This is a genomic window from Lactiplantibacillus sp. C232, assembly GCF_023806725.1.
GTDB lineage: Bacteria > Bacillota > Bacilli > Lactobacillales > Lactobacillaceae > Lactiplantibacillus > Lactiplantibacillus plantarum.
The window spans coordinates 125638-150100 of the sequence record NZ_JAMSKZ010000005.1; the positions used below are offsets into that span (position 1 = coordinate 125638).

Below are 24463 nucleotides of genomic sequence, written 5' to 3' on the forward strand. Positions count from 1 at the left end.
GTCCCATAGTCTTTTAGGCGAAGACTATGGGACGTTTTAATTTTAAGGAGGTTTTTCGTATGTTAAATCCAAAGTTTGTTCGTAATAACTCAGAACTTGTTAAGGCTAAGCTCCAGACACGGAAAGTCGATCCGGCTGAGGTTGATGAATACTTACAGTTAGACCAACAAAATCGGGATGCAATTACTAAGGTTGAAGGCTTGAAGAAACAGAAAAACCAGTTGACAGAGCAAATTGGGCAAAGTGATCCGCAATCGGAAGCGGGTCAAGCCCTCATTCAACAAGTCAAACAGCTGAACGGTGATATTAAGAGTACGGAAGCGGCCCAAACGGAAGTAAACGATCGGCTTCATTACTTAGCGATTCGCTTCCCGAACTTACCTGCTGATGATGTACCAGTCGGTCCTGACGAAGATAGCAACGTTGAGATGCGTAAGCACGGTGATATTCCAACGTTTGAGTTTAAACCTAAGGCGCACTGGGAATTGGGTGAGAGCTTAGGAATCTTGGATTTTGACCGGGCAGCAAAAGTCGCGGGCGCGCGCTTTGTTTATTATAAGGATGCGGGTGCACTCTTAGAACGGGCGGTTTACAGCTTTATGCTAGATCTGCACATACAAAAGCAAGGGTACCATGAAATTATTCCGCCATACTTGGTGAACGCTCAGACAATGTATGGAACTGGGCAATTTCCGAAGTTCAAAGAAGACGTCTACACGGTTGAATCTTCAGGAATGACGTTGATCCCGACGGCTGAAGTACCGCTGACCAATTACTATGCGAATGAAATCTTATCTGAAGATCAATTGCCAACGTACTTCACGGCGATGACGCCTTGTTATCGCTCCGAAGCTGGGAGTGCGGGGCGTGATACCCGGGGCTTGATTCGTATGCACCAATTTCACAAAGTCGAGATGGTCAAGTACTGTAAACCTGAGAATTCATACGATGAGCTCGAAAAATTAACGGATAATGCCGAAGAAGTGTTGCGCGAATTAGGGCTTGCATACCATGTTATTAAGCTTTCAACGGGGGATACTGGTTTCTCATCAGCCAAGACCTACGATGTGGAAGTATGGATGCCAGAACAAGGCGTTTATCGGGAAATCAGTTCATGCTCTAACTGCTTGGACTTCCAAGCACGGCGGGCGATGATTCGTTACCGGAAAGCTGATGGGACGGTCGATTACGTCCACACGTTGAATGGTTCTGGACTTGCTGTTGGCCGGACGGTAGCTGCGATTTTGGAAAATTATCAACAAGCCGATGGCACGGTTAAGATTCCTAAGGTGCTCCAACCTTACATGCATGGTATGACAGAGATAAAATAAAATTATTATGAGAATAAATTATCATTCAAATAATTCAGTTGAATGTTAAACTTAATATCACTAGGATTGAGATGGATACAGGCTAGATCTGTTATGATAATCTCAGTCCTTTTTAATTTGGTGTTAAAAATGCTTAATTTTTATAATTGAAATCACATGAACGGTAATTGTCACCATGATAATATTTTATCATGAAGAAAAGGTTTTCACGGCACTAAAGTGATGTTTATCACAAAGTGGCGTTTTACAACGAGTCGAGACGTTAAATCTAATGGGAGGGTTATTCATGCAGGTTATGTTAGCACATTCTCTGGTGTGACCAGAACAACGTTATAAAAAGGAGATTTAAAAATGACAAATATATTTAAGGGTTGGAGAAAAAATGATACTTTTTGGATGCTAAGTTTGTTCGGAACCGCGATTGGGGCCGGCGTGCTATTCTTACCGATTGGAGTTGGCACGGCAGGTATTCTTGGTATCATCATGATACTTATTTTGGCTTTGCCAACCACATTTTTTGCTCACAGGGGCCTGAGTAGGTTTGTCTTGTCGGCTAAAAATGATGGTGATGACATTACTGATGTTGTTGAACAACATTTTGGCTTTAAGATTGGATTGCTTTTTACCATTATTTATTTCTTCTCCATTTATCCAATCTTATTAGTTTATTCTGTTTCTATTACGAATACTGTATCGAAATTTATTAGCGACCAAATGCACATGCAAACACCACCTCGTTGGCTGTTGTCGCTAGTACTTGTTGGGATTCTCATTGGAATTGCTCGCTTTGGTACCTCTTTGATTACCAAAGTTATGAGTGGCCTGGCCTTTCCATTTATTATTGTAATCGTTCTGTTTTCCTTTTATCTTATTCCACATTGGAACGGCGCAATCCTCTCAACATTTTCCAGTTCCGTATCTGGGGGACATTTGGTTGGCACTTTAGGAAACTTGTGGTTACTTATTCCCGTTATGATCTTTTCGTTTAACCATTCTCCGATTATCTCTTCATTTTCCGTTGCCGAACGTAAAGAATATAGTGGGGAAGGTAAGGACAAAGTCGATAAAAAGATTTCGACAATTCTATTGTCGGCCGAAACGTTGATGGTCATTGTCGCAATGTTCTTTGTTATTAGTTGTACATTGGCGTTGACTCCAGACCAAATCCTTGAAGCTAAAAATGAAAATGTTTCAATCCTTGATTACGTTGCGACTGCTTTCAATAATCCAATTATTAAATATGTTTCTCCCGTAATTGCCTTTATTGCAATTGCTAAGTCCTTTTTAGGACATTATCTAGGAACGAGTGAAGGCTTACGTGGGATTATTCGTAAGATGGAAGAAAAATCTAACAAGACGCTTTCAAGTCGAACTGTTTCGACAATTGTTGATCTTGTTCTGCTACTAAGTGCCTGGATAGTTGCCTGGGTCAATCCTTCCATTATGGGAATGATTGAAACCATCATTGGACCAATCATTGCGTTTATCTTGTTCTTGATGCCAATGTATGCCATTCATAAAAGTCCTAAGTTACAGCAATATGCCGGCAAACACAGCAATGTCTTTGTTGTGGTAATTGGATTAATCGCAGTTAGTGGTATCCTGTTCAATATCATCAAATTGTTTATTTAGTAATCTGACTAAAATACGAGATGAATTCACATTGGTTAATATTATTGAAGCCAATTTTTGTCATAAATCTCGTTGCTAGTGCTATTGACGAGATTCGCATGACGGTGTTGGGGTTCGTGAGGGTCGCGAATCGAATGACCATACTGGAGGCTGGATTAATCACAACGGCGGGGTTAATTCAGAAATGAAAGCTTTGATGCAACGGCTTTATGTTTTCTCATCAGTACAACTGTGGTGCTTGCTTGTACCGTAACTTCAAGATTCATAAAGTTTCGAAACGATGTACTAACGATGAATGCGCCAAGAAGCGCTAGTTGCCCGTGCCAAAGCTTAATTTAACGTGATGATTCAAATAGGAGGATGACTAAAATGACGGTGAATTACAAGAGTGTTTTTGATATTATTGGCCCGATTATGATTGGACCTTCCAGTTCCCATACTGCGGGGGCGTGTGCGATTGGTCGAGCAGCGAATAGCATTTTTCAGGAGAAACCGACAGATATTGTCATTCATTACTATGAATCATTTGCGCAAACCCACAAGGGCCACGGAACGGACTATGCGATTATCAGTGGCATTCTTGGTTTTGATCCTGATGATAGCCGGGTTCCATATGCCATTGGTTTGGCCCGAGATCAGGGGATAAATATTACCTTTATCGAAGAGCCTGGTGATAGCCCAATCAACCACCCGAACACTGCCATCATTGACTTAAAAAATGATGATAAGCAAGTGACGGTCGCTGGATGTTCAATCGGGGGTGGAACCATCGAAATTCGTGAAATCAAGATGGATGGTTTTGATGTTAAACCCAAAGGGCCACTTCCTATCTTGTTAGTTCAAGGTGGTGAGAATGACCATCAGCACGTGACCAAACAGTTGGCTGATCTGACTAAAGTAAACGACCAGCAGCAGTACAAGACGGCTTGGGGCAATTTATATGAATATGATTTGGATCGCCGCCTCAAACAGGATGAAATCAAAAAATTAGCACAGGGACACGCAAATTTAGTTTACTTATAATCAGGGAGGTCAGTTATGATGTACATGAGCGTAGCAGAACTGGTAACAGCGGCCAAGGAGACCAAGAAGCCGATCTACGAATTAATGATTGAACAAGAGGTGGAAACATCGCAAACGAGTCGCGAAGAAATCTGGCACACGATGGGCCGGAATCTAGACGTCATGGAAGCAGCTGTTAATAAAGGGGCTGCAGGCGACGGGGTCTATTCAACAACTGGTTTAACTGGTGGTGAAGCTGTTCTCTTGAAAAAGTATCGTCAAAAAGGGCACACTTTATCCGGCGATACGATGATGCAAGCTGTTCAGAACGCAATCTCAACCAATGAAGTTAATGCTTCGATGGGAGTCGTTTGTGCGACACCAACGGCTGGATCGACGGGGACACTACCTGGTGTGATTTTCACGCTGAAGGACCGAATGAACCTCAACCGTGACCAGATGATCCAATTTCTATTTACCGCTGGCGCTTTTGGGATGGTCATAGCTAATAATGCTGGGATTGCTGGTGCGACTGGCGGTTGCCAAGCTGAAGTTGGTAGCGCTTCTGCGATGGGCGCTGCGGCCGCGGTTGAAGTTGCTGGTGGGACGCCTGAACAAAGTGCTGAGGCTTTGGCGATGGCAATCAGTAACTTGATGGGATTAGTGTGTGATCCCGTTGCTGGGTTAGTTGAACTACCGTGTGTTAAACGGAATGCGATTGGGGTCGGTAATGCGTTGATTGCGGCTGACATGGCTTTGGCTGGCTGCACGAACAAGATTCCAGCGGATGAAGTCATTGCAGCGATGGATAAAGTCGGTAAGGGCTTGCCAAAGGCACTTCGGGAAACTGGACTGGGTGGCTTAGCGGCGACGCCAACCGGTATTCGGATGAAGGAAAAGATTTTTGGACGATCGACTAATTCACAAGTTCATGCATAAAAATGTCGCAGAAAGATGATGAGCTGACTAAAGGCGGTATCATCTTTTTTAATTAGATGTTTATATCGTTACATGTATTAACATTTTATCAGTGTGATAAAATAATATTAAGTCATAACGTTGTAAAAAAATAGTGAGGTGAGTGCCGTTATGCAAAAACCATTAACAGCTGAGCAAGAATACGTGCGCGAGTTTATTCCGTTTGTTGATTTTTTAGCAGATATCTTAGGCCCCAGTAGTGAAGTTGTCCTGAACGACTTGTTGGATTTAAACCACTCCGTTGTGGCAATTCGTAATTCCCACATATCACATCGACAAGTTGGCGATCCTGCAACTGACTTAGCGTTGCGAACGATGAAGGCCGGTAAAGCTGAAAAGCGTGATTATCTAGCCAACTACAAGGGTGTTTCGCAAGGAAAGCACTCACTACGATCATCAACTTATTTTTTGCGATTAGATGGTGAAATCGTCGGGATGATTTGTATTAATACGGATGATAGTGCCCTAGACGATCTGCAGGAACAAGTATTGAAGGTAATGGCGAGTTACAAACATTTGAACTCACCAACGATTAATCAACTCAAAGGAACACCAGCTAACGAGAAGGCCCATGACACGCCGGTCGCGCCGGAACATCTAACCACTTCTATCACTGATTTAGCTCGGGAAGTGACCCAGGCTGTCTGTGCTAAGTATGGCGTTTCTGTTGAATATTTAAAGCAAAATGAAAAATTAGAAATCGTTCGTAGCTTATACCACCAAGGTTACTTCCTATTGAAGGATTCAGTTAGTGAAGCCGCCAAAGTGCTCAAAGTCTCTGATCCGAGTGTTTATCGTTATTTGCAGACCGTCAAAGATGAGGATCTCCAGCAGGATTAAACGATGTAATTGTAAGCGATTAACGTCATGAAACCCTGTCAAAATTTAGTTCAGCCATAGTGGCGAAACTGTGAGGAAGCTACTCTGAGTTCCTGGACAGGTAAGAATCATGGTCACCACCGTAAAAATGCGGCAGCCAACACAACCAGTTTGTGTGCGGGCTGCCGCATTTTAAGTAGTTAAATAAACTGAGCAATCAAATCCCCCGTTGTTCAGTGGTGGCTGGTCGCAATTGGTGTGGCGATTAGTGCCAGGGGAGCGTGTGTTTTTATGTGATTCAGGTTGGAACGTAGCCCCTTTTTATGATAATTTGGTTAGAATGACATCTTTGAGGATGTCAGTGGGAATTTTCTAGGTCTTATCAAAAGGGGGATTAAAGATTTTATTAATTTGGTTATCAACTGATTATCATCATAATAAATCTCATGCAATTTTCATTAGCTGACAGCGAGTTGAAAGGCTGATGTAGCGGGGGTCAATTGCGATTATTATCAATTATCAAAGATTATCAAATCGTATCATGGACCGTTGATTGGCGCATTATATGGTATTATGGTGAATAATAAATGGAGGTGATGCCAATGTTGACACCGAACGAAATTCGACGCCGGTTACGACGCGATTTGGTTACAATTGCCGAAGCTTATCAGATTGGCGTTGAGAGCCGTTTATACACGGAAGCCGAGTATGAAAACTTAAAGCAGACGTTATTGCAGTTGCGTGAACTTAATATGAAACCCCAACATATGGAACAGCTACTTGCGATTAACGGGTAACGGAAGGTTATTAATTAAATAAGGAAGTGATTAGTCATGAATACTGATAGTCCATCAGGTTCAATTCAGTCCAGAGAGTGCTAATGCCAGTGAAATTTATCACGCGCATTAGCACTTTTCTATTTTTCTATCGGGCATTGTGCTAATAGTCGTTCTGGGCGGGGCATGATTAAAGTGGAACGTTTAATTGAATTATTATTCGGCATCATCGCGCTCCCAATCATCGTATGGGGTACATAGTATGACAGCAGCAAAATTAGTGAGGAATAGTGACAATAATCATGTGACCATGTTAACTGTTAATATCAGAATAAACTGTGTGATATCGGCGACTTTGACGGCACCTTAAATTGTGCAGATTTAGCTTAATTATCTTACCAAATCATTCATGAAAGCGTTTGAATTAGTCGAGTTGATGATTTTATTGCGTAAAAAGATTACAGTTTCCTGATATTGGTTGTATTTTTGACAGACATTCTTTATTATGGTTAATGATTGTATGATACAGTGTGACACTTATTTAGCGAGGAAAGTTATGTTATGAAAAAAATGATAATCCATGGCGGAAAACGACTTTCTGGGGAATTAACGATCGGTGGCGCAAAAAATAGTACCGTCGCACTGATTCCTGCTGCGATTCTTGCAGACACTCCGGTCCAATTCGATACGGTTCCGCACATCTTAGACGTTCACAACTTACGGCTCATCTTAGAGTCGATGAACGTCCATTCCACTTTTGAAAACGATGTTCTAACAATTGATCCAACAAATATTGAAGAATCTGAATTACCAAGTCATGCCATTAAAAGCTTGCGGGCTTCTTACTACTTTATGGGGGCCTTACTCGGTCGTTTTAACCGTGCAACGGTGACTTTCCCTGGTGGTGATAATATTGGTCCGCGGCCAATTGATCAGCATATCAAGGGTTTTAAGGCGCTCGGCGCTAACGTCGTTGAAGAGAATGACTCTGTCTTTATCTCAACGGGCACAGAGGGCCTTCACGGAGCGCGCATCTTTTTAGACGTGGTTTCCGTTGGGGCGACGATCAACATTATTTTGGCTGCCGTCAAAGCTCATGGTACGACCACGATTGAAAATGCGGCTAAAGAGCCTGAAATCATTGATTTAGCGACTTTTTTGAATAATATGGGCGCTAAAATTCGGGGTGCTGGTACCGACGTAATTCGAATCGAAGGCGTTCCGGCACTGCATTCGCGGGCAACCCATACGATTATTCCTGATCGGATTGAGACGGGAACGTATCTATCCCTGGCTGCTTCGATTGGGGACGGTATTTTGCTAAAGAATGTGATCCCTGAACATATGGAGTCATTCACGGCAAAACTAGTCGAAATGGGTGTCGATTTACAGATTAATGAAGATAGTATTTACGTCCCACGGTCCAATGATTTGGACCCAATTCGGGTTAAAACAATGACTTACCCAGGCTTTGCCACTGATTTGCAACAACCAATCACCCCATTATTATTGCGTGCTAACGGTAGTAGCGTGGTGATTGATACGATTTATCCGCAACGCACGCAACACGTTGAACAGTTACGTAAGATGGGGGCGGACATTCGCGTTCAAGATAACTTGATTGTCGTGGGTCATTCTTCCCACTTACAAGGTGCACATGTCGAGGCCGGTGAGATTCGGTCTGGGGCGGCACTAATGATTGCTGGTCTCGCGGCTAGTGGCGTTACGGAAATTAGTCGCGCTGACAATATTCTACGTGGCTATGATCGGGTCATCGATAAATTGCATACACTTGGTGCGGATGTGGAAATTGCAGCCGACGAAGAAGTTCCCGAAAACTAACGATGTACAGCTAAGAAAGAACAGTGGTTATGGAAAAAATTTTAACAATGCACGATCTCGAGCAGAAAACGTTAAAAGAAATTTATAACTATGCTCGTGAGTATAAAATTTCTTATTATTCGCAAATGAATAAAAAGGAACTCTCATTAGCCGTTCTCCGTGAGCAGGATAAAAAGCGGGGCTTTGTACAAATGGAAGGCGTCTTGGAAATTATTAGCCAAGAGGGCTATGGCTTTTTGCGGCCAATTAATTATGGGCCTTCGCAGGAAGATATTTATATTTCTCAGTCGCAGATTCATCGCTTTGGTCTTCGTAACGGAGACTATGTGGCTGGTCAAGCCCGGCCACCGCGACCTAACGAACGGTATTACGGTTTAATGCGGGTAGGGACGGTTAACGGTAAGGATCCTAATGAGGCCAAGCAACGGCCCCATTTTCCAGCGTTAACACCACTTTATCCACAAAAACAAATTAAGTTATCGACAACGGCCGCCGTTTTAGCGACCCGTTTGATTGATACTTTTGTCCCGATTGGCTTCGGTCAACGGGGCTTAATTGTCGCACCTCCTAAAGCCGGTAAGACGACGCTGTTAAAGAATATTGCAAATGGCATCGTCGCCAATTATCCAGACGCTAAGCTGATTATGTTACTGATTGATGAACGGCCCGAAGAAGTGACTGATTTAGAGCGGTCAATCAAGGGAGAAGTGGTGAGTTCTACTTTTGATCAACAACCACAAAATCACGTGCGTGTTGCGGAATTGGTGCTTGAACGTGCGCGGCGCCTAGTTGAAGACAAACAGGATGTGATTATCTTATTGGATTCGATTACCCGGCTTACGCGGGCATATAATTTGGTCATCCCGTCTAGCGGGCGGACGTTGTCTGGTGGGGTCGATCCCACGGCGTTTTACAAGCCCAAGCGATTCTTCGGTTCCGCGCGCAATATCGAGGAAGGTGGTAGCCTAACGATTTTAGGCACCGCGTTAGTCGATACGGGTAGCCGGATGGACGACATGATTTATGAAGAATTCAAAGGAACTGGCAACTCAGAATTACAGCTATCCCGCGAGTTAGCTGAACGGCGGGTCTTCCCGGCGCTAGACTTGAAGCAATCCAGTACGCGTAAAGAGGAATTGTTGGTTAGTCGTAAGAATTTGGAGCCAGTCTGGCAGATTCGGCGATCAATGACTGGCAACGCGTTAGAGTACACCGAACAGCTTTTACAATTTTTAAAACACACGAAGACCAACACTGAGTTTGTTCGTGATCTAGCTAGCTTAAAGTTCACTGGTCAATCAACCCGGCGGTCGCGTCGTTAATACTGGCAGGCAGGCTACTTTGTAGGTTGACGGGAAGCTGTGATTCGTGATAACATGTTTATCGTTGGTTAAAACTATGATAATCTCTGTTTCAGCAAATGATTCAGGGCAAAGGAGCGAAATACAATGCAAAAAGGAATTCATCCAGATTACCATTTAGTTGTGTTCCAAGACTCAACTACTGGTTTTAAGTTTATCTCTGGTTCAACAGCAACTTCAGCAGAAACTGTTGAATGGGAAGATGGTAATACTTACCCATTGATCCGTGTTGAAATTACGTCAGATTCACATCCATTCTACACTGGTAAGCAAAAGTTTACCAAGGCCGATGGTGCGGTCGATCGTTTCAACAAGAAATACGGTCTCAAATAAGCAGACAATTAAACGGCGTTCCGGCTTCGGCTGGGGCGTCTTTTTTGTATGTGCAAATCATCGACACTCACAAACAAAGCCGCACCAGTTCGAGTAATGAACTGATGCGGCTTTGTCTCACTTACGATATGATTAGTAGCGCATAATCGCGAGAGCAGCGGTTTCTACGGGCATCCGGTCTGCGGGGATGATTCGGATTTGCCCGTTCATGGCAATCACGACATCGACCAGGTCGTCAATTAAATTATCAGGAGCAGCAATTGGATCATTTAATTGAACATCGGCCGCTGGTAAGGAGCCGGCAACATTCGCGTCTGCGGCGACAATCAAGGTGTCGATCCGCCCACTTAATGCTGGCTTGATCATGTCAAAAGGATCGGTCAATGCTAACTGGCGGGACTTAGCCTGATCATAACGTTCTAGTAAAATGTCGGCTAATTGGGTATGCCACATCGTCTGAACGGGTTCTGTGGCTGTTTGCATTGCGCCCACCGTTAAGTTTTTCGGTGACTTATTGATCATGAGGTGTTGTGACAAGTACGGATTCTTGTTGACGGCACGGAAGACTGCCTGGTTATGTGGTAGTCCCATTAAGATCAATGGCCGTCGCGTCTTTTGTGAATGGGCCTGAACGTACTGCGCCACTTGTTGGTAATAATTTCGTTGGTCAATATCGCGTTCTTCGGCCTTCGCATTATGACCATGATAGTTGGCACCGTGAACGGGGCTGGCGTTGAAATTCAGGTCACCGCCACGTTTTTCAGTGCCCAATGCTTCTGTCAGGGTGCGGGGGGCCTCAGCTGGCAAATCAAGTTCGACGAAACTGCCATCACGTTGGACGTAGAGCGCCATGCTATCTTCATTGAGTGCTAGCAAGTCGAAGTCGAATTGATGCTGGCGGTCGGCTAGTACTGGGCGAATAGCTGGCATGCTATTGACGCTGACATGGTTGTCAGTGGGATATTGTAAGTCGAAAATGTGTAGGTCACGACTGTTAGTGATGATGCCTGTCTGAGGGCCAGTGTGCTGTAACCAGAAGGCGTTGTCATTAATTAATTGCTCTAGTTGCGTCGCGTATGGCGCAAATTCGGTTTTCGGAAAGTGGTGGGCCATCTGGGTTTCAGCTTCATTAACTAATTGTTTGAATTGTAAGCGGCGGCGATTGAGGTCGTTGAGCACAACGGCCGTGTTGAGGTAAATTGCAATGTATGGGCCATCCTCACGTTGTTGCATTAGTTGATTGAGATCGTTTTTTACCATCGTTTCCATAGGTCCAACCTGCTTTCTGTTTTTGATACAATTAGCATAACAAGAATCTGATTACGGACGCAAATATAATGATTATGATAAGCTATAGATAATTCTAACGAACTAAACGAATTCGGGGCTTTATTATGCGAACTAATTAAGGTATATTTACCGTAGAACCTTTGATAAAGGGCGTAAACAAATTAGGAGGCGGGATTAATGAAGTCCAAGCAACATCCCGGGTTAAAGTGGTTAGGTCGGGGCGTTTTTGTCCTGCTGGTGCTAGTATCATTGGCATTAATTTTCAATGAACAGATCAAGAGCTGGTTAGTGAGTTCATACTCGCCGACCGTTACGGCTAAGACGGTTAAGCAGAATACGAAGAAGAAGAGCGATTTTAACTTCTCAAAGGTCAAGTCACTTGACTTTCAGACCGTTGCCAAGGCCCGCATGAATAAGAATGCAATCAACGTGATTGGCTCGATTGCGATTCCGTCCGTTGATTTGTACCTGCCAATTGGTAATGGTGTCAGCAATGAAACGTTAGCATTGGCGGCTGGCACGATGAAAGCTAATCAGAAGATGGGGCAGGGTAACTACGCGTTGGCTGGTCACCATATGATCAAGCATGGCGCACTATTCAGTCCGTTGTACTATAAGAGCAAGGTTGGCCAAATGATTTATGTGAGTGATGCCAAAAAGATTTATGCGTATAAGACGAGTCAGCGAACATTCATTAAAGCAACTGATGTCCAAGTAATTGATGATGTTCCTGGTCAGAAGCTGATTACCCTAATTACCTGTGATAAGACCGGGGCGGGTCGCTTAATGATTCGCGGTAAGTACGAACAGCAATGGTCGTTTAAGTCGGCGCCAACTCAGGTTCAGAAGGCCTTTACAAGTCATTTTAATAACAAATATTAACAATTATTACATTCTAGGGGTATCGATATCTTCTAACGGAATTTCACGGTACAATATAACTTAAGGTCACATGTCTCAGATAAGACATAATTTAGAGGGGGTCTATTGATGATAGCTTTAATTATCGTTGCGGTCGTATTGGTTTTGATCGCAATTTACGTGGTAATTTATAACGGTTTAGTTAAGTCACGGATGTATACGCAGGAAGCGTGGAGCCAAATCGATGTTCAGCTAAAACGGCGGACTGATTTGATTCCTAATCTGGTCAATACGGTCAAAGGTTACGCGAAACATGAAAAGAGTACCTTAGCGGAAGTGATTTCATTACGGAATCAATTAACGCAAGTGCCGAGCGGTGATCACCAACAGGCTATGGCAGTTTCTGATCAATTGACAAATTCGTTGAAGAGCATTTTTGCGTTAGCTGAAAGCTACCCTGATTTGAAGGCGAATCAAGAATTCGGTAAGCTGATGGAAGAGTTGACCAATACAGAAAACAAGATTGCTTATTCACGGCAACTGTTCAACTCTAGCGCTGCCAGCTATAACATGAAGTTACAACAATTCCCGTCAAATATTATTGCTGGCATTCATCACTTCAAGAACGTTGAATTCTTAACTGTTCCTGAAGCAGAAAAAGCAGCACCCACGGTTTCATTTGAAGATTAGAGGTTATGCCCATGTTATTTGAGCAAATTGCCCGCAACAAGCGGCACACGTTATACGTGATGGCCGCTTTTGTCATATTACTTGCAGTGATTGGTTTAGCAGTTGGCTACGTGTTTTTTAATAGTGCGATTGCAGGGTTACTAGTAGCCTTGATTGCAGCGGTATTTTATATGGTATTAATGATTAGTCAGTCGACTGACATTGTCATGAGCATGAATCATGGACGTGAGCTGCATCAAGCTGACGATGATCCAGAGCTCTGGCACATTGTGGAAGACATGGCGTTGGTTGCTAAAGTACCGATGCCACGTGTCTTTATTATTGATGATGAGAGCCCCAATGCGTTTGCGACAGGAAATGACCCTGAGCATGCGGCAGTTGCAGTGACAACTGGTATTCAGGCACGATTAACGCGTGAAGAGATGGAAGGCGTCATTGGTCACGAGATGAGTCATGTGCGTAACTATGATATTCGGTTACAGACCATTGCCTTGGCTCTGACAGCGGCCATCAGTTTGTTAGTCAATTGGGGTATGAACGCCTTTTGGTGGGGCGGTGGCCGGCGCAGTCGGGATAATGATCGTGACGGCAACGGTGCCCAGGTCTTACTAATGATCCTAGCGATTGTTGTCATTATTTTAGCGCCGCTAGCAGCTAGTTTAGTGCAGATGGCGCTATCTCGTAATCGCGAATACTTAGCGGATGCCGGCAGTGTGGAACTGACTCGTAATCCGTTGGGCTTAATCAGTGCCCTTGAAAAAATCGATGACAGCCAACCCATGCAAGCGGCGGATCCTAGTAGCGCGGCCCTTTATATTTCTGATCCGTTTAAGGCGAAGAAATCATGGATGCACTTATTCGATACCCACCCACCGATGGCTGATCGCATCACTCGTTTAAAAAACATGTAATAAAAAAATGCGTTTAGGTTAATAACGGATTATAATGAAAACAAATAGAAAGTTGAAAGAGTGAGACGGTTGCAACGCAAATATATTTACGCCAATTTGGAAAAACTGGATAACCTTGTCTTTGCTTACGGGATCGACCAGAGCGACTTTGTGCATGGTATCAAGCGCTTGCCAGCTAACTTGGTCTCGTTAGTCGGTGTTGATGATAACGAGCATGCGGTAAATGCTCACACGGGTCTGAACGTCATTAATGATGAAAATGAAATTCGGCGATATTTGTTACAGAGTCACGCGTTACCCGTTAAGTGGCTTGATTATGATGAGGTTGGCGATTTGGATTTTCTAACCGCGACTGAGATTGCCGAGCTATTGTATCTCGGACATATGGATCGTCCAATTCGATCACCGTTTAATTACAAACTGCGCAACCACTACGTTTTCTTGGAACAACGCAATGGTGGCATCAAAGTGTACTTCTATTATATTTCCGCATTTAGCCATATTTTAAGTGCTGCCATTGTGCGGCACACTTTGGCAGCTTACCGTGGTCGGCGTATGTTTATGCGTTCACTGAGTGTTCCACGAGTACCTGAAGCGATTCTCAAGCAACTCGTTCAATTGATGCCAGATGGTTTGTTCATTTACTTTGATCAGTCAATGGTTCGGCAACGCCAATTATTGGTGCCGGTGCACACGGAGACGACAGGCAATGAAATCGAAGTTTTTGATCCCGCTCGTGGTGGAGAGAATCGGCGAACCCACCATGTCGCGACCCTTACTTTTAACTTGAATTCAGGCGTGTGGGACTTGCAAGTGCAGGACCAGGCTGCGTTCGAAGAACATTTATAGTATTATCATCTTAACGCTTGGCTGATCATTCAGCGGGCGTTTTTAAGTCGTTTGGGGCGGGATTTAGGGGCTAAATTGGTCTAGCCATAGAGTCCCTGGGGTCAAAGTGGTATAATTTTTATGCGCGTAGCTTGAATTGGGCTACGATTCGAGAAAGTGGAACCTTAGTCAGAACTTGGCTGACCGACAAGTGGTCGCCATGAATGGAGAGTTTAATCGATATGAAGATGCAAGTTGCCGAAATTGCTAAGGCCGTTCAAGCGGTCAATGCCGAACAGGCGTGGCCCGATGTTAATGTAACGGGTGTGGCGTTTGATAGCCGAAAGCTCCAAGCAGGGGATCTATTTATTCCGCTGATGGGCGCTAATGATGGTCATCAATATATTCAAAGTGCAATCGAGCACGGGGCCGTTGCTACCTTATGGGCCAGCGACCATGCCGACGACGTTCCAGAAGACTTACCTGTCATTATGGTTGCTGATACATTGACGGCACTACAGCAGCTGGGGCAATACTATTTACAAAAAATTAATCCGAAAGTCGTGGCTGTTACGGGTAGTAATGGTAAAACAACGACGAAGGATATGATTGCGAGTGTTTTGGGCACTCAGTTTAACGTGACAAAGACGCACGCCAACTTTAACAATCAGATTGGTGTGCCAGTGACGTTACTCAGTATGGAACCGAATACAGAAGTGGTCGTCGTTGAAATGGGGATGGACCATTTTGGCGAGTTGGATTTCTTGAGCCGTCTCGTTCAGCCGGACGTTGCGGTGATTACCATGATTGGGGAAGCCCACATTGAGTTCTTTGGTACACGGGATCGAATTGCCGATGCCAAAATGGAAATTGTCCACGGCTTAAAAGAAGATGGCACGTTCATTTTTAATGGTGATGAACCACTGCTACAAGAACGTGCTAAGGAAGTCAGTCAGCATCAACGGACGTTTGGGTTGGATGATACGAACACCTTAGCAGGCAGTGATATCACGACTAGTCGGGCTCAAACGCAATTTAAGACGAGTCTGTGGCCGGACAACACGTACACAATTCCGATGATGGGTGCGTACAATGTCAATAATGCATTGGCGGCGCTCTTGGTAGCTGATACTTTTCACATTCGACCAGCCGCTGCGCAACAAGCAATCGCCAGTTTTGTGCCGACGGAGAACCGGACAGAATGGTTAACTGGTTACCGTGGAGAAGCCATCTTAAGTGATGTTTATAACTCTAATCCAACGGCAGCTCGACGGGTCCTAGCCGCTTTTGCGGCGGTACCTACTAAGGGTCAGCGAATCGCTGTACTCGGTGATATGCTTGAGTTGGGTGACCAGTCGGATGCACTACACATGAGTTTAGCCAGTGAATTGGATCCAGCCACGATTGCCAGCGTCTATTTGAATGGTGAACATATGCGAGCGTTGGCAGAAGTGCTACAAGAAAAGTACCCAGCCGGTGCAGTCCACTATTATCAAACGGATCAACAACCCCAATTGATTGCCGACTTAACGGCGACGGTTAGTGCGGATGATCAGGTCTTATTGAAGGGGAGTCACGGGATTCACCTTGAAAAGGTTCTGACGGCGCTGGAAGCTGCTCCTGAAAAATAAAATTTAAGTGATTCGATTAAGCAGGCCCCTCGCAATGACTGGGTAATGGTGACGCTAACATTAGACTGATAATGTTGTTTCCCTTCCGGTATTGCTAGGGGCTTTGCTTGCTTATTTAGAATAACCGGTGTATGATAATTCAGTTGTACCATATGAAAGTCAGACCGTTGGCTTACATGACAGCGTCTTACGGGAAACGGATTTTTTCCTAGCTGGCAGTAATCCCATGGTGTCATCCTTAGGAGGAAACATATTTGAAGTTTACAGAACTAGGCTTATCCGATAGCCTACTTAAAGCAGTTAATCGGGCCGGATACGAAGAAGCGACCCCGATTCAAGCCGAAACCATTCCAATGGTTCTAGAAGGCAAAGATGTGATTGGTCAAGCACAAACCGGTACTGGGAAGACCGCCGCGTTTGCATTACCAATCTTACAACGCTTGGATTTTGATAACCATAACATTCAAGCATTAGTTGTTTCACCAACGCGTGAATTAGCAATCCAAACTCAGGAAGAAATCTTCCGCTTAGGTAAAGACGAACGGGCGAAAGTCCAAGTCGTTTACGGTGGTGCTGATATTCGGCGCCAAATCAGAAATCTGAAGCAAAACCCACAAGTAATCGTCGGAACTCCCGGTCGGTTGCTTGACCACATTCGCCGGGGCACGGTCAAGTTAGACCACGTCAAGATGTTAGTTCTTGATGAAGCTGACGAAATGTTAAACATGGGTTTCTTGGAAGATATTGAATCAATTATCAAACAAGTGCCGGATGAACGCCAAACTATGTTGTTCTCCGCAACGATGCCACCTGAAATCAAACGCATTGGTGTGCAGTTCATGAAGGAACCGCATCACGTTAAGATCAAATCAAAAGAAATGACTGCTGATACGGTCGATCAATATTACGTTAAAGCCAAAGAATTTGAAAAGTTCGATATTATGACCCGGTTGTTTGATGTTCAGGCACCTGAACTCACAATCGTGTTTGGTCGAACGAAACGTCGAGTTGACGAATTATCAAAGGGTCTCGAAGCACGTGGTTATAATGCCGCTGGGATTCATGGTGATTTGAGCCAACAACGTCGGACGCAAATCATGCGTCAATTCAAGGCTGGTAAATTGGATATTCTGGTTGCAACCGATGTGGCTGCTCGGGGACTTGATGTTTCTGGTGTGACCCACGTTTACAATTATGATATTCCACAGGATCCGGACAGTTATGTTCACCGGATTGGCCGTACTGGCCGTGCCGGACACAAGGGTGTTTCATTAACTTTTGTAACACCAAACGAAATGGAATATTTGCGGGTCATCGAAAAGTTGACCAAGAAGCGGATGTTACCATTGAAGCCACCAACTGAATCTGAAGCTTTTGCTGGCCAATTAGCTGCTGCAGAAGCCAATGTTGATTCGTTAGTTGCTAAGACTTCGACTGAAAAGTATGCTGATCAAGCTGCTGAATTATTACAAAAATACGATGCTACTGATCTAGTTGCTGCCTTGTTAAATGACTTAACTAAGGACGACGCCTCAGCCGTACCCGTTAAGATTACGCCAGAACGCCCATTACCTCGTCACAAAGGTGGCGGCGGTAACAACCGGCGTGGCGGATATCGTGGCGGTAATCGCAACCGCAATAACAGTCATGGCAATGGTCGTGGCGGTTATTCTCACAATGGTCGCAATCGCGACCGTGATCGTAACGGTGGCCGTGGCGATCGGAAGAGCAATGGTTATAAAGGTCGCAGTCGCGATGATAACCGGAGCAGCAACCGCAACCATGATGAAGGTCGCAAGCAAAGCAGCAAGCGGAGCTATACGATCCGCACCAATGATTAAAGTCAACGCACAAATTAAGTTGAATTAAATTAACTTTGCACAAAAGCCGAGCGCATGCTCGGCTTTTTTTATGCCCTACAATGTTAGAATACAAGTAGTCGGCAGATGTTCGTATGAATTATTGTTAAAACGTTCCAATTTAATTGGTTTGTTGTTCGTCAGCACTTGCACGTCTTATTCCGACCTCCGGGGCTGGGTGCCAATTGCTGGAACGCAGCCGACGTCGATTTGAGCTAACGCCCAACCCGCGTCATCTCAAATACGAGTCTTATTCTAAGCCGGAAGCAACCCACTTCCGCCTAAGAATAACTTGGCTACTGAGCATTGTCACCCAGCCCCTCCAGTCTCAAGCCTGTGAGAGGCCACGGGTTGAAGCCGAGCATTGCCTAGCCAACGGATTAATGCGGTTTTGACATTAGTCCGTTGGCGTAGCAAGCACAGGCTTTAGCGGTACCGAACACGTTTCAGGAACCCGCTCGAATGGCAGATGAACGGCCACTTAACTCGGCACAATTGGTCGCTGACTATTTTGACACCGGAACCTTAAACGAAACGTTAGGGTGACATTAACCGCCTTGTTGAGACGTTCGATTATTATAGTGATTCGGGAATAGTGAGCTATCACAATGTCATTTTCTGTCTGACAGTTGATTGACAAAATTATGGTTTATGAAAAACAATGACGAATTTACTAAAAGTTGGGTACACACATGTCCGCCACTCGAACACTGTCCCGACTGGAAGGCGTTTCGGCCAATGCTCAGCGGTGAAATTCCACTTAGCAAGCGTCCTTTGCTTGGTTAGTGGAAGACCAGTATTTAAGACGTGGTCTTCGGCTTAAATCTGTGTCCACCGCGTTCCAGCAATTGGCCGAAATGCCTGGAGGTCGGTGTTAGGACGCGCTAACAAAACATGTTTACACTCACTCGACTTTTTTCCAGCGGTCTAAGCTGGCCGACTTTGACTTGACGCGTTTGGAACGTTTTAACAATAATTCATGCTGACATGAAAAGATTGCGTGTATGGGCCCTTTTATCGCGGCGGTAGCTGTGGTAAATTGGAAACATCAGCCTAAGTTGACGTGATAATAATGAGATAGAGGGGGTCACAGCGTGATTTATGGTACCGGCATTGATTTAACTGAGCTTAGTCGGATTGAAGCGATTCTAGCGAAGGGACTGAGATTGCCTGAAAAGATCTTAACACCGGCTGAGTTGGCGGTGTTTTCACGTTACCCGGTTAAACGCCAGATCGAGTTTATGGCAGGGCGTTTTTCAGCTAAGGAAGCATATAGTAAGGCATATGGCACGGGAATTGGTGCGGCAGTTGGATTTCAAGATATCGAAATTTTAGACAACGCCCAGGGTAAACCGGAAGTTACGCGCCACCCGTTTGATGGTCCAGCGTGGATTTCAATTTCACACACGGATACGTTAGTAATGACACAAGTTATATTGGAAAGAGGCAATTTGTGATGGTTGTAATTGGGGAGCACCGCCACACACAAGTCACAGTCGACTTGCAGGCAATTAAGACAAATATTAGTAATGAAATGGCGCAAAAGGATGAGTTGACCGAGTTATGGGCAGTCGTTAAAGCGAATGGTTATGGACATGGAATTATCCAAGTTGCTCAGGCTGCCAAAGAAGCCGGGGCGACCGGCTTTTGTGTTGCAATCCTGGATGAGGCATTAGCGTTGCGGGCCGCTGGCTTTGCGGAACCCATCCTAGTACTTGGAATTACGGAACCGGAATACGCCCCGCTGGTAGCTGAAAAGGATATTTCACTAGCTGTTGGAACGCAAGATTGGCTGACTACGGCCGCAGCAATTTTAGCGGCTAACCAAGTGACGACACCACTTCACGTTCATCTTGCATTAGATACGGGTATGGGACGAATCGGGTTTCAGACGCCCGAAGAATTGGCAACGGCGGTTACGACTTTGCGTCAACCGCAGTCACCATTTGACTTTGAAGGGATTTTTACGCATTTTGCAACGGCTGACCAGGCAGATGATACGTATTTTACTCATCAATTAAATAATTGGAAACACTTGATTGCAGTGGTGGATGAGCTACCACGCTATGTCCACGTGTCCAATTCGGCCACCAGTCTCTGGCATCAAGCTTGCAATGGCAACATGGTGCGCTTTGGGGTTGCACTCTATGGTCTAAATCCTTCTGGTCGCGAACTCAGCGCACCATACCCCTTGCAACCCGCGTTGTCGCTAACGGCACGCTTGACGTTTGTTAAACGCTTGGCTCGGGGCAAATCGGTCAGCTATGGTGCCACGTATACGGCCGCACAGGATGAATGGATTGGCACGGTGCCGATTGGGTATGCGGACGGCTATGAACGCCGATTACAAGGCTTCCATGTACTTGTTGATGGTGAGTTTTGCGAAATCGTCGGACGGGTCTGCATGGACCAGCTGATGGTTCGTCTGCCACATGAAGTACCGGTTGGAGCTAAGGTAACTTTGGTTGGCACGGACGGTGCTCGTACCATTTCGTTGCAAGATATTGCTGACTATTGTGGGACAATTCATTATGAGATTGCTTGTGGGTTAGCACCACGAGTGCCGAGAGTTTATATAGATTAAGTTTTATCAGACGATAGGTTTGCGAAGATTGTCTCGTACAGGCTATGGTTACATGGTTGGTTATTGAGATTAAGCCAATAAAATGAGTGCCAGAGAAATTCTGGCGCTCATTTTTTAGAGTCTCCTATTTTATTGATGAGGGCTGTTAAGTTTATTTCAGTGATTCGAGTGATTTATCGGCATCTAATTATAAGTTCGTTTATTTTTAAACATTGATGAAATCATCATTGGGCAGTCTTAATTAATCGGTCTGAAGTATTAGTTTTAACGGTGCTTAGCGATTAGTTCTTTGGATTAAATTGGTAAACGGTTGCTAAAAGTGAATGGTTCATGCTATTATGAGTAGCAAGATGGTTATATTGGGGTACTATCAGATACATTGGGTATCGAATAAAGGGAGATGAGGCGATGGCCGCAGCTGACATTAAGCGTGGTGACATCTTTTATGCAGATTTATCACCAGTCGTAGGCTCCGAACAAGGAGGCATGCGTCCAGTACTAATCGTGCAAAATAATGTCGGTAACCATTACAGTCCCACAGTGATTGTCGCGGCAATCACTGCTAAGGTTCAAAAAGCGAAGATGCCAACACATGTTAACATCAACGCTGCCCATACGGGGATTGAAAAAAATTCGGTTGTGTTGTTGGAGCAGATACGAACGATTGATAAGCAACGGCTTAAAGATCGCGTCACTCATTTGGATGATCAGACGATGCGCCGAGTTGATAATGCGTTACAGATTAGTATTGGGTTAGCTGATCGAACACGACGTCGGCCACAACGCACGTTTCAATCATAGTCAATCGATGGGGATTAATTATTTACATAATTGAACTATTTCGGTGCGATGACCGAGTATGGATAATCAGCGGGTTTCAATTCAGTTAATGACTGGATTGAAACCCGCTTTTAGTTTCTAAATTGGCTATCGGTAAATGTTACAGGGCCTGTTGGAGCATTTAGTGATGAGCTAACGTTATTGTGCATTATGATTGTCTTTCTGATGACGATTAGGTAAGCTAGTTGAACCCATTATAACGAGGGACGATTGGCTGTAAATCGTGAATATCGGTGAAAGGATGGGGGCATAATGAGTAAACAGGCTCAGTTCAATAAGCATCGGGTGGCAGGATTGTTAGTCGCGATGGGCGTCGTATATGGTGATATTGGAACCAGTCCGTTATACGTGATGAAGGCCATCATTACCGGTCAAGGTGGGATGCAGGCCGTTGATGAGAAGTTTATGTTGGGGGCCGTCTCGCTAGTTTTTTGGACAATGACGTTGCTCACGACCGTTAAGTACGTTCTGATTGCGTTAAACGCGGATAATCATGGCGAAGGCGGTATCTTTTCACTATTCGCATTGGTGCGTCATCGTGCGCGCTGGTTAGTCATTCCGGCCATGATTGGTGGGGCTGCGTTACTGGCGGATGGGGCGCTAACCCCCGCAGTGACAGTTACGACTGCCATTGAAGGCTTACGCGATGTACCAGCATATGTTCAACTGTTTGGTGCCGGCCAAAATACGATTATACTGATTACACTTGGAATTATCACCCTATTATTTATGCTACAACGTTTTGGAACGAACACGATTGGTAAGTTATTCGGTCCCATCATGTTGGGCTGGTTCACGTTTTTGGGAGTCAGTGGCTTCGTTAATCTGGTGAAGGATTGGACGATCCTGCGTGCACTGAATCCCTATTATGCGTGGTTACTCTTGATCAGCCCGGCGAACAAAGTGGGAATCTTGATTCTAGGGAGCGTCTTTCTGGCAACGACCGGTGCTGAGGCCCTATACAGTGACCTTGGGCACGTCGGCAAAACGAATATTCGGTTGAGCTGGCCGTATGTCAAAGTTTGTCTACTACTCAGCTATTTCGGTCAGGCCGCATGGATTTTAGGTCCCGGCCAAGCGATTCAGGGCCATGTGAATCCCTTTTTTGCAATGTTACCTGCTAGCCTGACGATGGCGGCAGTGATTTTTGCGACGCTCGCGGCCATTATCGCGTCACAGTCGCTGATCAGTGGGTCGTTTACGTTAGTTAGTGAAGCGATTCGACTGAAACTATTCCCCCGATTACTGACTACTTACCCCGGTAAAGCAGTGGGCCAAATGTATTTACCGGTCGTTAACTGGGGGCTGTGGGGCGTGACGAGTATGCTGGTGATTTTCTTTCAAACTAGTGAAAGAATGGAAGCTGCATACGGGTTAGCCATCACACTGACAATGCTGATGACGACCACTTTGATCTACGCGTTTTTACGGCAAAAGCGCTTACCATTAATCGGTGCGGGACTACTGACCGGTTTCTTCGCGACCATCGAAGTAATTTTCCTGATTGCCAGCGCAGCCAAGTTCTGGCACGGCGGCTACGTAGCGGTCGGACTTGCTTTACTAATTTTCCTAGTGATGGCTGTGTGGTATCGTGGCGAACAAATTGTCAGACAACATAACCACCCGCTTAGTTTACGACAATATCAGGACCAGCTTGCTAAGTTACGTAACGATCAGACGGTGGACAAGTTCCAGACGAACGTGGTCTTCCTAACAAGCCGAATGGATGGCGACCAAGTGGAGCGAAAGGTATTATATTCGATTTTAGACAAGTGGCCGAAACGTGCCGACGTCTACTGGTTTGTTAATGTGACAATCACGGATGAACCGTATACCGCGGAGTATACTGTCGACACGTTAGCAACGGACTATTTGGTAACTGTTAAGTTATACCTGGGCTTTCGTGTCCGCCAAGATATTAACCGCTATTTACGGACGATTGTCCGCGACTTAATGGCTACGGGACGTTTAGCGGCGCAAAAGCAGACATATTCAGTCACTTCTGGCCGCGATGTCGGTGACTTCCGCTTCGTTATCATCGAGGAGAAGTTAGAAAATGGTAGTCGGTTATCCCGCTTGGATCGATTAGTGATCGAGACGAAATTAATGATTAAAAAATACGCGACAACGCCTGCCAAATGGTTCGGCCTAGAATTCTCCGAGGTGACTCTTGAAACCGTTCCAATTCTATTCAACGAGATCCCGGCGTTACCGATCACTGAAAGACAGTAATGCCATGCAGATTTCTGGGGGTCAGAATCAGCCAGCTTAGATTTGCTTGAAAAAGTTCAGCGTAGTGTAAACACGCTCTACGACATCTAATTGTAAGGCGCTTCACGTCGGCTACGTTCCAGCAATTGGCAACTAGCCCCGAAATCCGGAATAGGACGAACAAGTGCTGAAAAATAGAAAACTAACTGTCGGCTTGCTTAACAACTCATCTAATTTTAATTTTTGCTTGAGCAACTGATAACTCAAAACTAATTTCAATAGCTGATACTGGACGCAAAACGTTGATTTGACAGCGATAAAAGAACGACTGAATTCAAATCAAAAATTAGAAACATTAAATTTTGTGTTGACAAGTGTGAACTTAGAACTATAATCTAATTATATTCTAATTATTCAAATGCGGTGATGAGATAAGTAAATCAATCGTGGGTTTTTCAGAGAGCCGGGTCAGGTGCAAGCCGGTATTCCCGCATGGTTGAAAATGGTCTTGGAGCATTCAGTGCCGAATGATTAAGCGCTGACGGTGGTCCCCGATAAACGGACAAAGGTATCTCAATTCAGTGAGATTGACGTACCTGCTGAGGACTATTTTGCGAAAAATAGTCGAATTAAAGGTGGTAACACGAGTCATCGTCCTTCTGTCATAACGACAGTGGGGCGATT

The 24463-nt window shown here is 44.8% G+C and carries 20 protein-coding genes and 1 other annotated feature; of the genes, 19 read left to right on the plus strand and 1 reads right to left on the minus strand.

From position 1 onward, the window contains the following. Window positions 1-59 precede the first annotated feature (59 nt). The 9 genes from serS (at window position 60) to MZO41_RS06950 (ending at window position 10074) form a co-directional block, all read left to right on the plus strand. Window positions 60-1331: a serine--tRNA ligase gene (gene serS / locus MZO41_RS06910; protein WP_003643835.1), complete on the plus strand. Its 1272-nt coding sequence runs from the start codon at window positions 60-62 to the stop codon at window positions 1329-1331. A 351-nt stretch (window positions 1332-1682) separates the two neighbouring features. Next, window positions 1683-2963 (plus strand): aromatic amino acid transport family protein, encoded by a 1281-nt coding sequence (locus MZO41_RS06915; protein ID WP_003643836.1) that lies wholly within the window; start codon window positions 1683-1685, stop codon window positions 2961-2963. A 369-nt stretch (window positions 2964-3332) separates the two neighbouring features. Further along, window positions 3333-3986: an L-serine ammonia-lyase, iron-sulfur-dependent subunit beta gene (sdaAB, locus tag MZO41_RS06920; protein WP_003643837.1), complete on the plus strand. Its 654-nt coding sequence runs from the start codon at window positions 3333-3335 to the stop codon at window positions 3984-3986. Window positions 3987-4004: 18 nt separating this feature from the next. Continuing rightward, window positions 4005-4904, plus strand: coding sequence for an L-serine ammonia-lyase, iron-sulfur-dependent, subunit alpha (gene sdaAA, locus MZO41_RS06925; protein WP_013355192.1), 900 nt, complete (start codon window positions 4005-4007; stop codon window positions 4902-4904). 150 nt (window positions 4905-5054) lie between these two features. Beyond that, complete coding sequence (locus MZO41_RS06930) at window positions 5055-5783, plus strand: helix-turn-helix transcriptional regulator (protein ID WP_003643839.1); 729 nt, start codon at window positions 5055-5057, stop codon at window positions 5781-5783. Between the two features lie 581 nt (window positions 5784-6364). Next, window positions 6365-6559 (plus strand): hypothetical protein, encoded by a 195-nt coding sequence (locus MZO41_RS06935; protein ID WP_128650876.1) that lies wholly within the window; start codon window positions 6365-6367, stop codon window positions 6557-6559. Window positions 6560-7099: 540 nt separating this feature from the next. Beyond that, complete coding sequence (gene murA / locus MZO41_RS06940) at window positions 7100-8380, plus strand: UDP-N-acetylglucosamine 1-carboxyvinyltransferase (protein ID WP_003642050.1); 1281 nt, start codon at window positions 7100-7102, stop codon at window positions 8378-8380. A 29-nt stretch (window positions 8381-8409) separates the two neighbouring features. Next, the gene (gene rho, locus MZO41_RS06945) at window positions 8410-9702 is read left to right on the plus strand and encodes a transcription termination factor Rho (RefSeq protein ID WP_003642051.1); all 1293 of its coding nucleotides are present in this window, start codon (window positions 8410-8412) and stop codon (window positions 9700-9702) included. Between the two features lie 126 nt (window positions 9703-9828). Beyond that, the gene (locus MZO41_RS06950) at window positions 9829-10074 is read left to right on the plus strand and encodes a type B 50S ribosomal protein L31 (RefSeq protein ID WP_003637671.1); all 246 of its coding nucleotides are present in this window, start codon (window positions 9829-9831) and stop codon (window positions 10072-10074) included. A gap of 132 nt (window positions 10075-10206) precedes the next feature. On the opposite strand, the gene MZO41_RS06955 is transcribed toward MZO41_RS06950, so the two are convergent. Then, window positions 10207-11343 carry a baeRF6 domain-containing protein gene (locus MZO41_RS06955; protein WP_252129654.1) on the minus strand — a complete coding sequence of 379 codons (1137 nt, stop codon included), beginning with the start codon at window positions 11341-11343 and terminating at the stop codon, window positions 10207-10209. Between the two features lie 198 nt (window positions 11344-11541). Between MZO41_RS06955 and MZO41_RS06960 the strand changes: the two genes are divergently transcribed. The 10 genes from MZO41_RS06960 (at window position 11542) to MZO41_RS07005 (ending at window position 23800) form a co-directional block, all read left to right on the plus strand. Then, window positions 11542-12246 carry a class A sortase gene (locus MZO41_RS06960; protein WP_003642053.1) on the plus strand — a complete coding sequence of 235 codons (705 nt, stop codon included), beginning with the start codon at window positions 11542-11544 and terminating at the stop codon, window positions 12244-12246. Between the two features lie 108 nt (window positions 12247-12354). Further along, window positions 12355-12915, plus strand: a complete 561-nt coding sequence (locus MZO41_RS06965; RefSeq protein WP_003642054.1) for a LemA family protein — start codon at window positions 12355-12357, stop codon at window positions 12913-12915. Between the two features lie 11 nt (window positions 12916-12926). Continuing rightward, window positions 12927-13826 (plus strand): zinc metalloprotease HtpX, encoded by a 900-nt coding sequence (gene htpX, locus MZO41_RS06970; RefSeq protein WP_003643842.1) that lies wholly within the window; start codon window positions 12927-12929, stop codon window positions 13824-13826. Between the two features lie 60 nt (window positions 13827-13886). Further along, window positions 13887-14675, plus strand: a complete 789-nt coding sequence (locus tag MZO41_RS06975) for a hypothetical protein (RefSeq protein WP_003642056.1) — start codon at window positions 13887-13889, stop codon at window positions 14673-14675. A 221-nt stretch (window positions 14676-14896) separates the two neighbouring features. Then, window positions 14897-16285 (plus strand): UDP-N-acetylmuramoyl-tripeptide--D-alanyl-D-alanine ligase, encoded by a 1389-nt coding sequence (locus tag MZO41_RS06980; RefSeq protein WP_013355193.1) that lies wholly within the window; start codon window positions 14897-14899, stop codon window positions 16283-16285. 254 nt (window positions 16286-16539) lie between these two features. Next, window positions 16540-18126: a degradosome RNA helicase CshA gene (cshA, locus tag MZO41_RS06985; RefSeq protein WP_003642058.1), complete on the plus strand. Its 1587-nt coding sequence runs from the start codon at window positions 16540-16542 to the stop codon at window positions 18124-18126. A gap of 1112 nt (window positions 18127-19238) precedes the next feature. After that, a complete protein-coding gene (gene acpS / locus MZO41_RS06990; protein ID WP_003642061.1) occupies window positions 19239-19601 on the plus strand; it encodes a holo-ACP synthase in 363 nt (120 codons plus the stop codon). Continuing rightward, a complete protein-coding gene (gene alr / locus MZO41_RS06995; protein ID WP_003642062.1) occupies window positions 19601-20728 on the plus strand; it encodes an alanine racemase in 1128 nt (375 codons plus the stop codon). The genes acpS and alr overlap by 1 nt, the downstream gene beginning before the upstream one ends. 408 nt (window positions 20729-21136) lie before the next feature. After that, window positions 21137-21529: a type II toxin-antitoxin system PemK/MazF family toxin gene (locus MZO41_RS07000; RefSeq protein WP_003637688.1), complete on the plus strand. Its 393-nt coding sequence runs from the start codon at window positions 21137-21139 to the stop codon at window positions 21527-21529. Between the two features lie 291 nt (window positions 21530-21820). Next, window positions 21821-23800, plus strand: a complete 1980-nt coding sequence (locus MZO41_RS07005; protein ID WP_024002654.1) for a KUP/HAK/KT family potassium transporter — start codon at window positions 21821-21823, stop codon at window positions 23798-23800. A 393-nt stretch (window positions 23801-24193) separates the two neighbouring features. Then, window positions 24194-24441 (plus strand) — a binding site (T-box leader). Window positions 24442-24463 lie beyond the last annotated feature (22 nt).

What these genes read in the sequence shown, in the direction of transcription:
- MZO41_RS06935 (WP_128650876.1), top strand. Translation starts at nt 6,365, where the DNA reads ATGTTGACACCGAACGAAATTCGACGCCGGTTACGACGCGATTTGGTT.
- sdaAB (WP_003643837.1), top strand. Translation starts at nt 3,333, where the DNA reads ATGACGGTGAATTACAAGAGTGTTTTTGATATTATTGGCCCGATTATG.
- MZO41_RS06955 (WP_252129654.1), bottom strand. Translation starts at nt 11,343, where the DNA reads ATGGAAACGATGGTAAAAAACGATCTCAATCAACTAATGCAACAACGT.
- sdaAA (WP_013355192.1), top strand. Translation starts at nt 4,005, where the DNA reads ATGTACATGAGCGTAGCAGAACTGGTAACAGCGGCCAAGGAGACCAAG.
- rho (WP_003642051.1), top strand. Translation starts at nt 8,410, where the DNA reads ATGGAAAAAATTTTAACAATGCACGATCTCGAGCAGAAAACGTTAAAA.
- MZO41_RS06915 (WP_003643836.1), top strand. Translation starts at nt 1,683, where the DNA reads ATGACAAATATATTTAAGGGTTGGAGAAAAAATGATACTTTTTGGATG.
- htpX (WP_003643842.1), top strand. Translation starts at nt 12,927, where the DNA reads ATGTTATTTGAGCAAATTGCCCGCAACAAGCGGCACACGTTATACGTG.
- MZO41_RS06965 (WP_003642054.1), top strand. Translation starts at nt 12,355, where the DNA reads ATGATAGCTTTAATTATCGTTGCGGTCGTATTGGTTTTGATCGCAATT.
- alr (WP_003642062.1), top strand. Translation starts at nt 19,601, where the DNA reads ATGGTTGTAATTGGGGAGCACCGCCACACACAAGTCACAGTCGACTTG.
- MZO41_RS06950 (WP_003637671.1), top strand. Translation starts at nt 9,829, where the DNA reads ATGCAAAAAGGAATTCATCCAGATTACCATTTAGTTGTGTTCCAAGAC.
- MZO41_RS06980 (WP_013355193.1), top strand. Translation starts at nt 14,897, where the DNA reads ATGAAGATGCAAGTTGCCGAAATTGCTAAGGCCGTTCAAGCGGTCAAT.
- MZO41_RS07005 (WP_024002654.1), top strand. Translation starts at nt 21,821, where the DNA reads ATGAGTAAACAGGCTCAGTTCAATAAGCATCGGGTGGCAGGATTGTTA.
- MZO41_RS06960 (WP_003642053.1), top strand. Translation starts at nt 11,542, where the DNA reads ATGAAGTCCAAGCAACATCCCGGGTTAAAGTGGTTAGGTCGGGGCGTT.
- MZO41_RS06930 (WP_003643839.1), top strand. Translation starts at nt 5,055, where the DNA reads ATGCAAAAACCATTAACAGCTGAGCAAGAATACGTGCGCGAGTTTATT.
- serS (WP_003643835.1), top strand. Translation starts at nt 60, where the DNA reads ATGTTAAATCCAAAGTTTGTTCGTAATAACTCAGAACTTGTTAAGGCT.
- MZO41_RS07000 (WP_003637688.1), top strand. Translation starts at nt 21,137, where the DNA reads ATGGCCGCAGCTGACATTAAGCGTGGTGACATCTTTTATGCAGATTTA.
- murA (WP_003642050.1), top strand. Translation starts at nt 7,100, where the DNA reads ATGAAAAAAATGATAATCCATGGCGGAAAACGACTTTCTGGGGAATTA.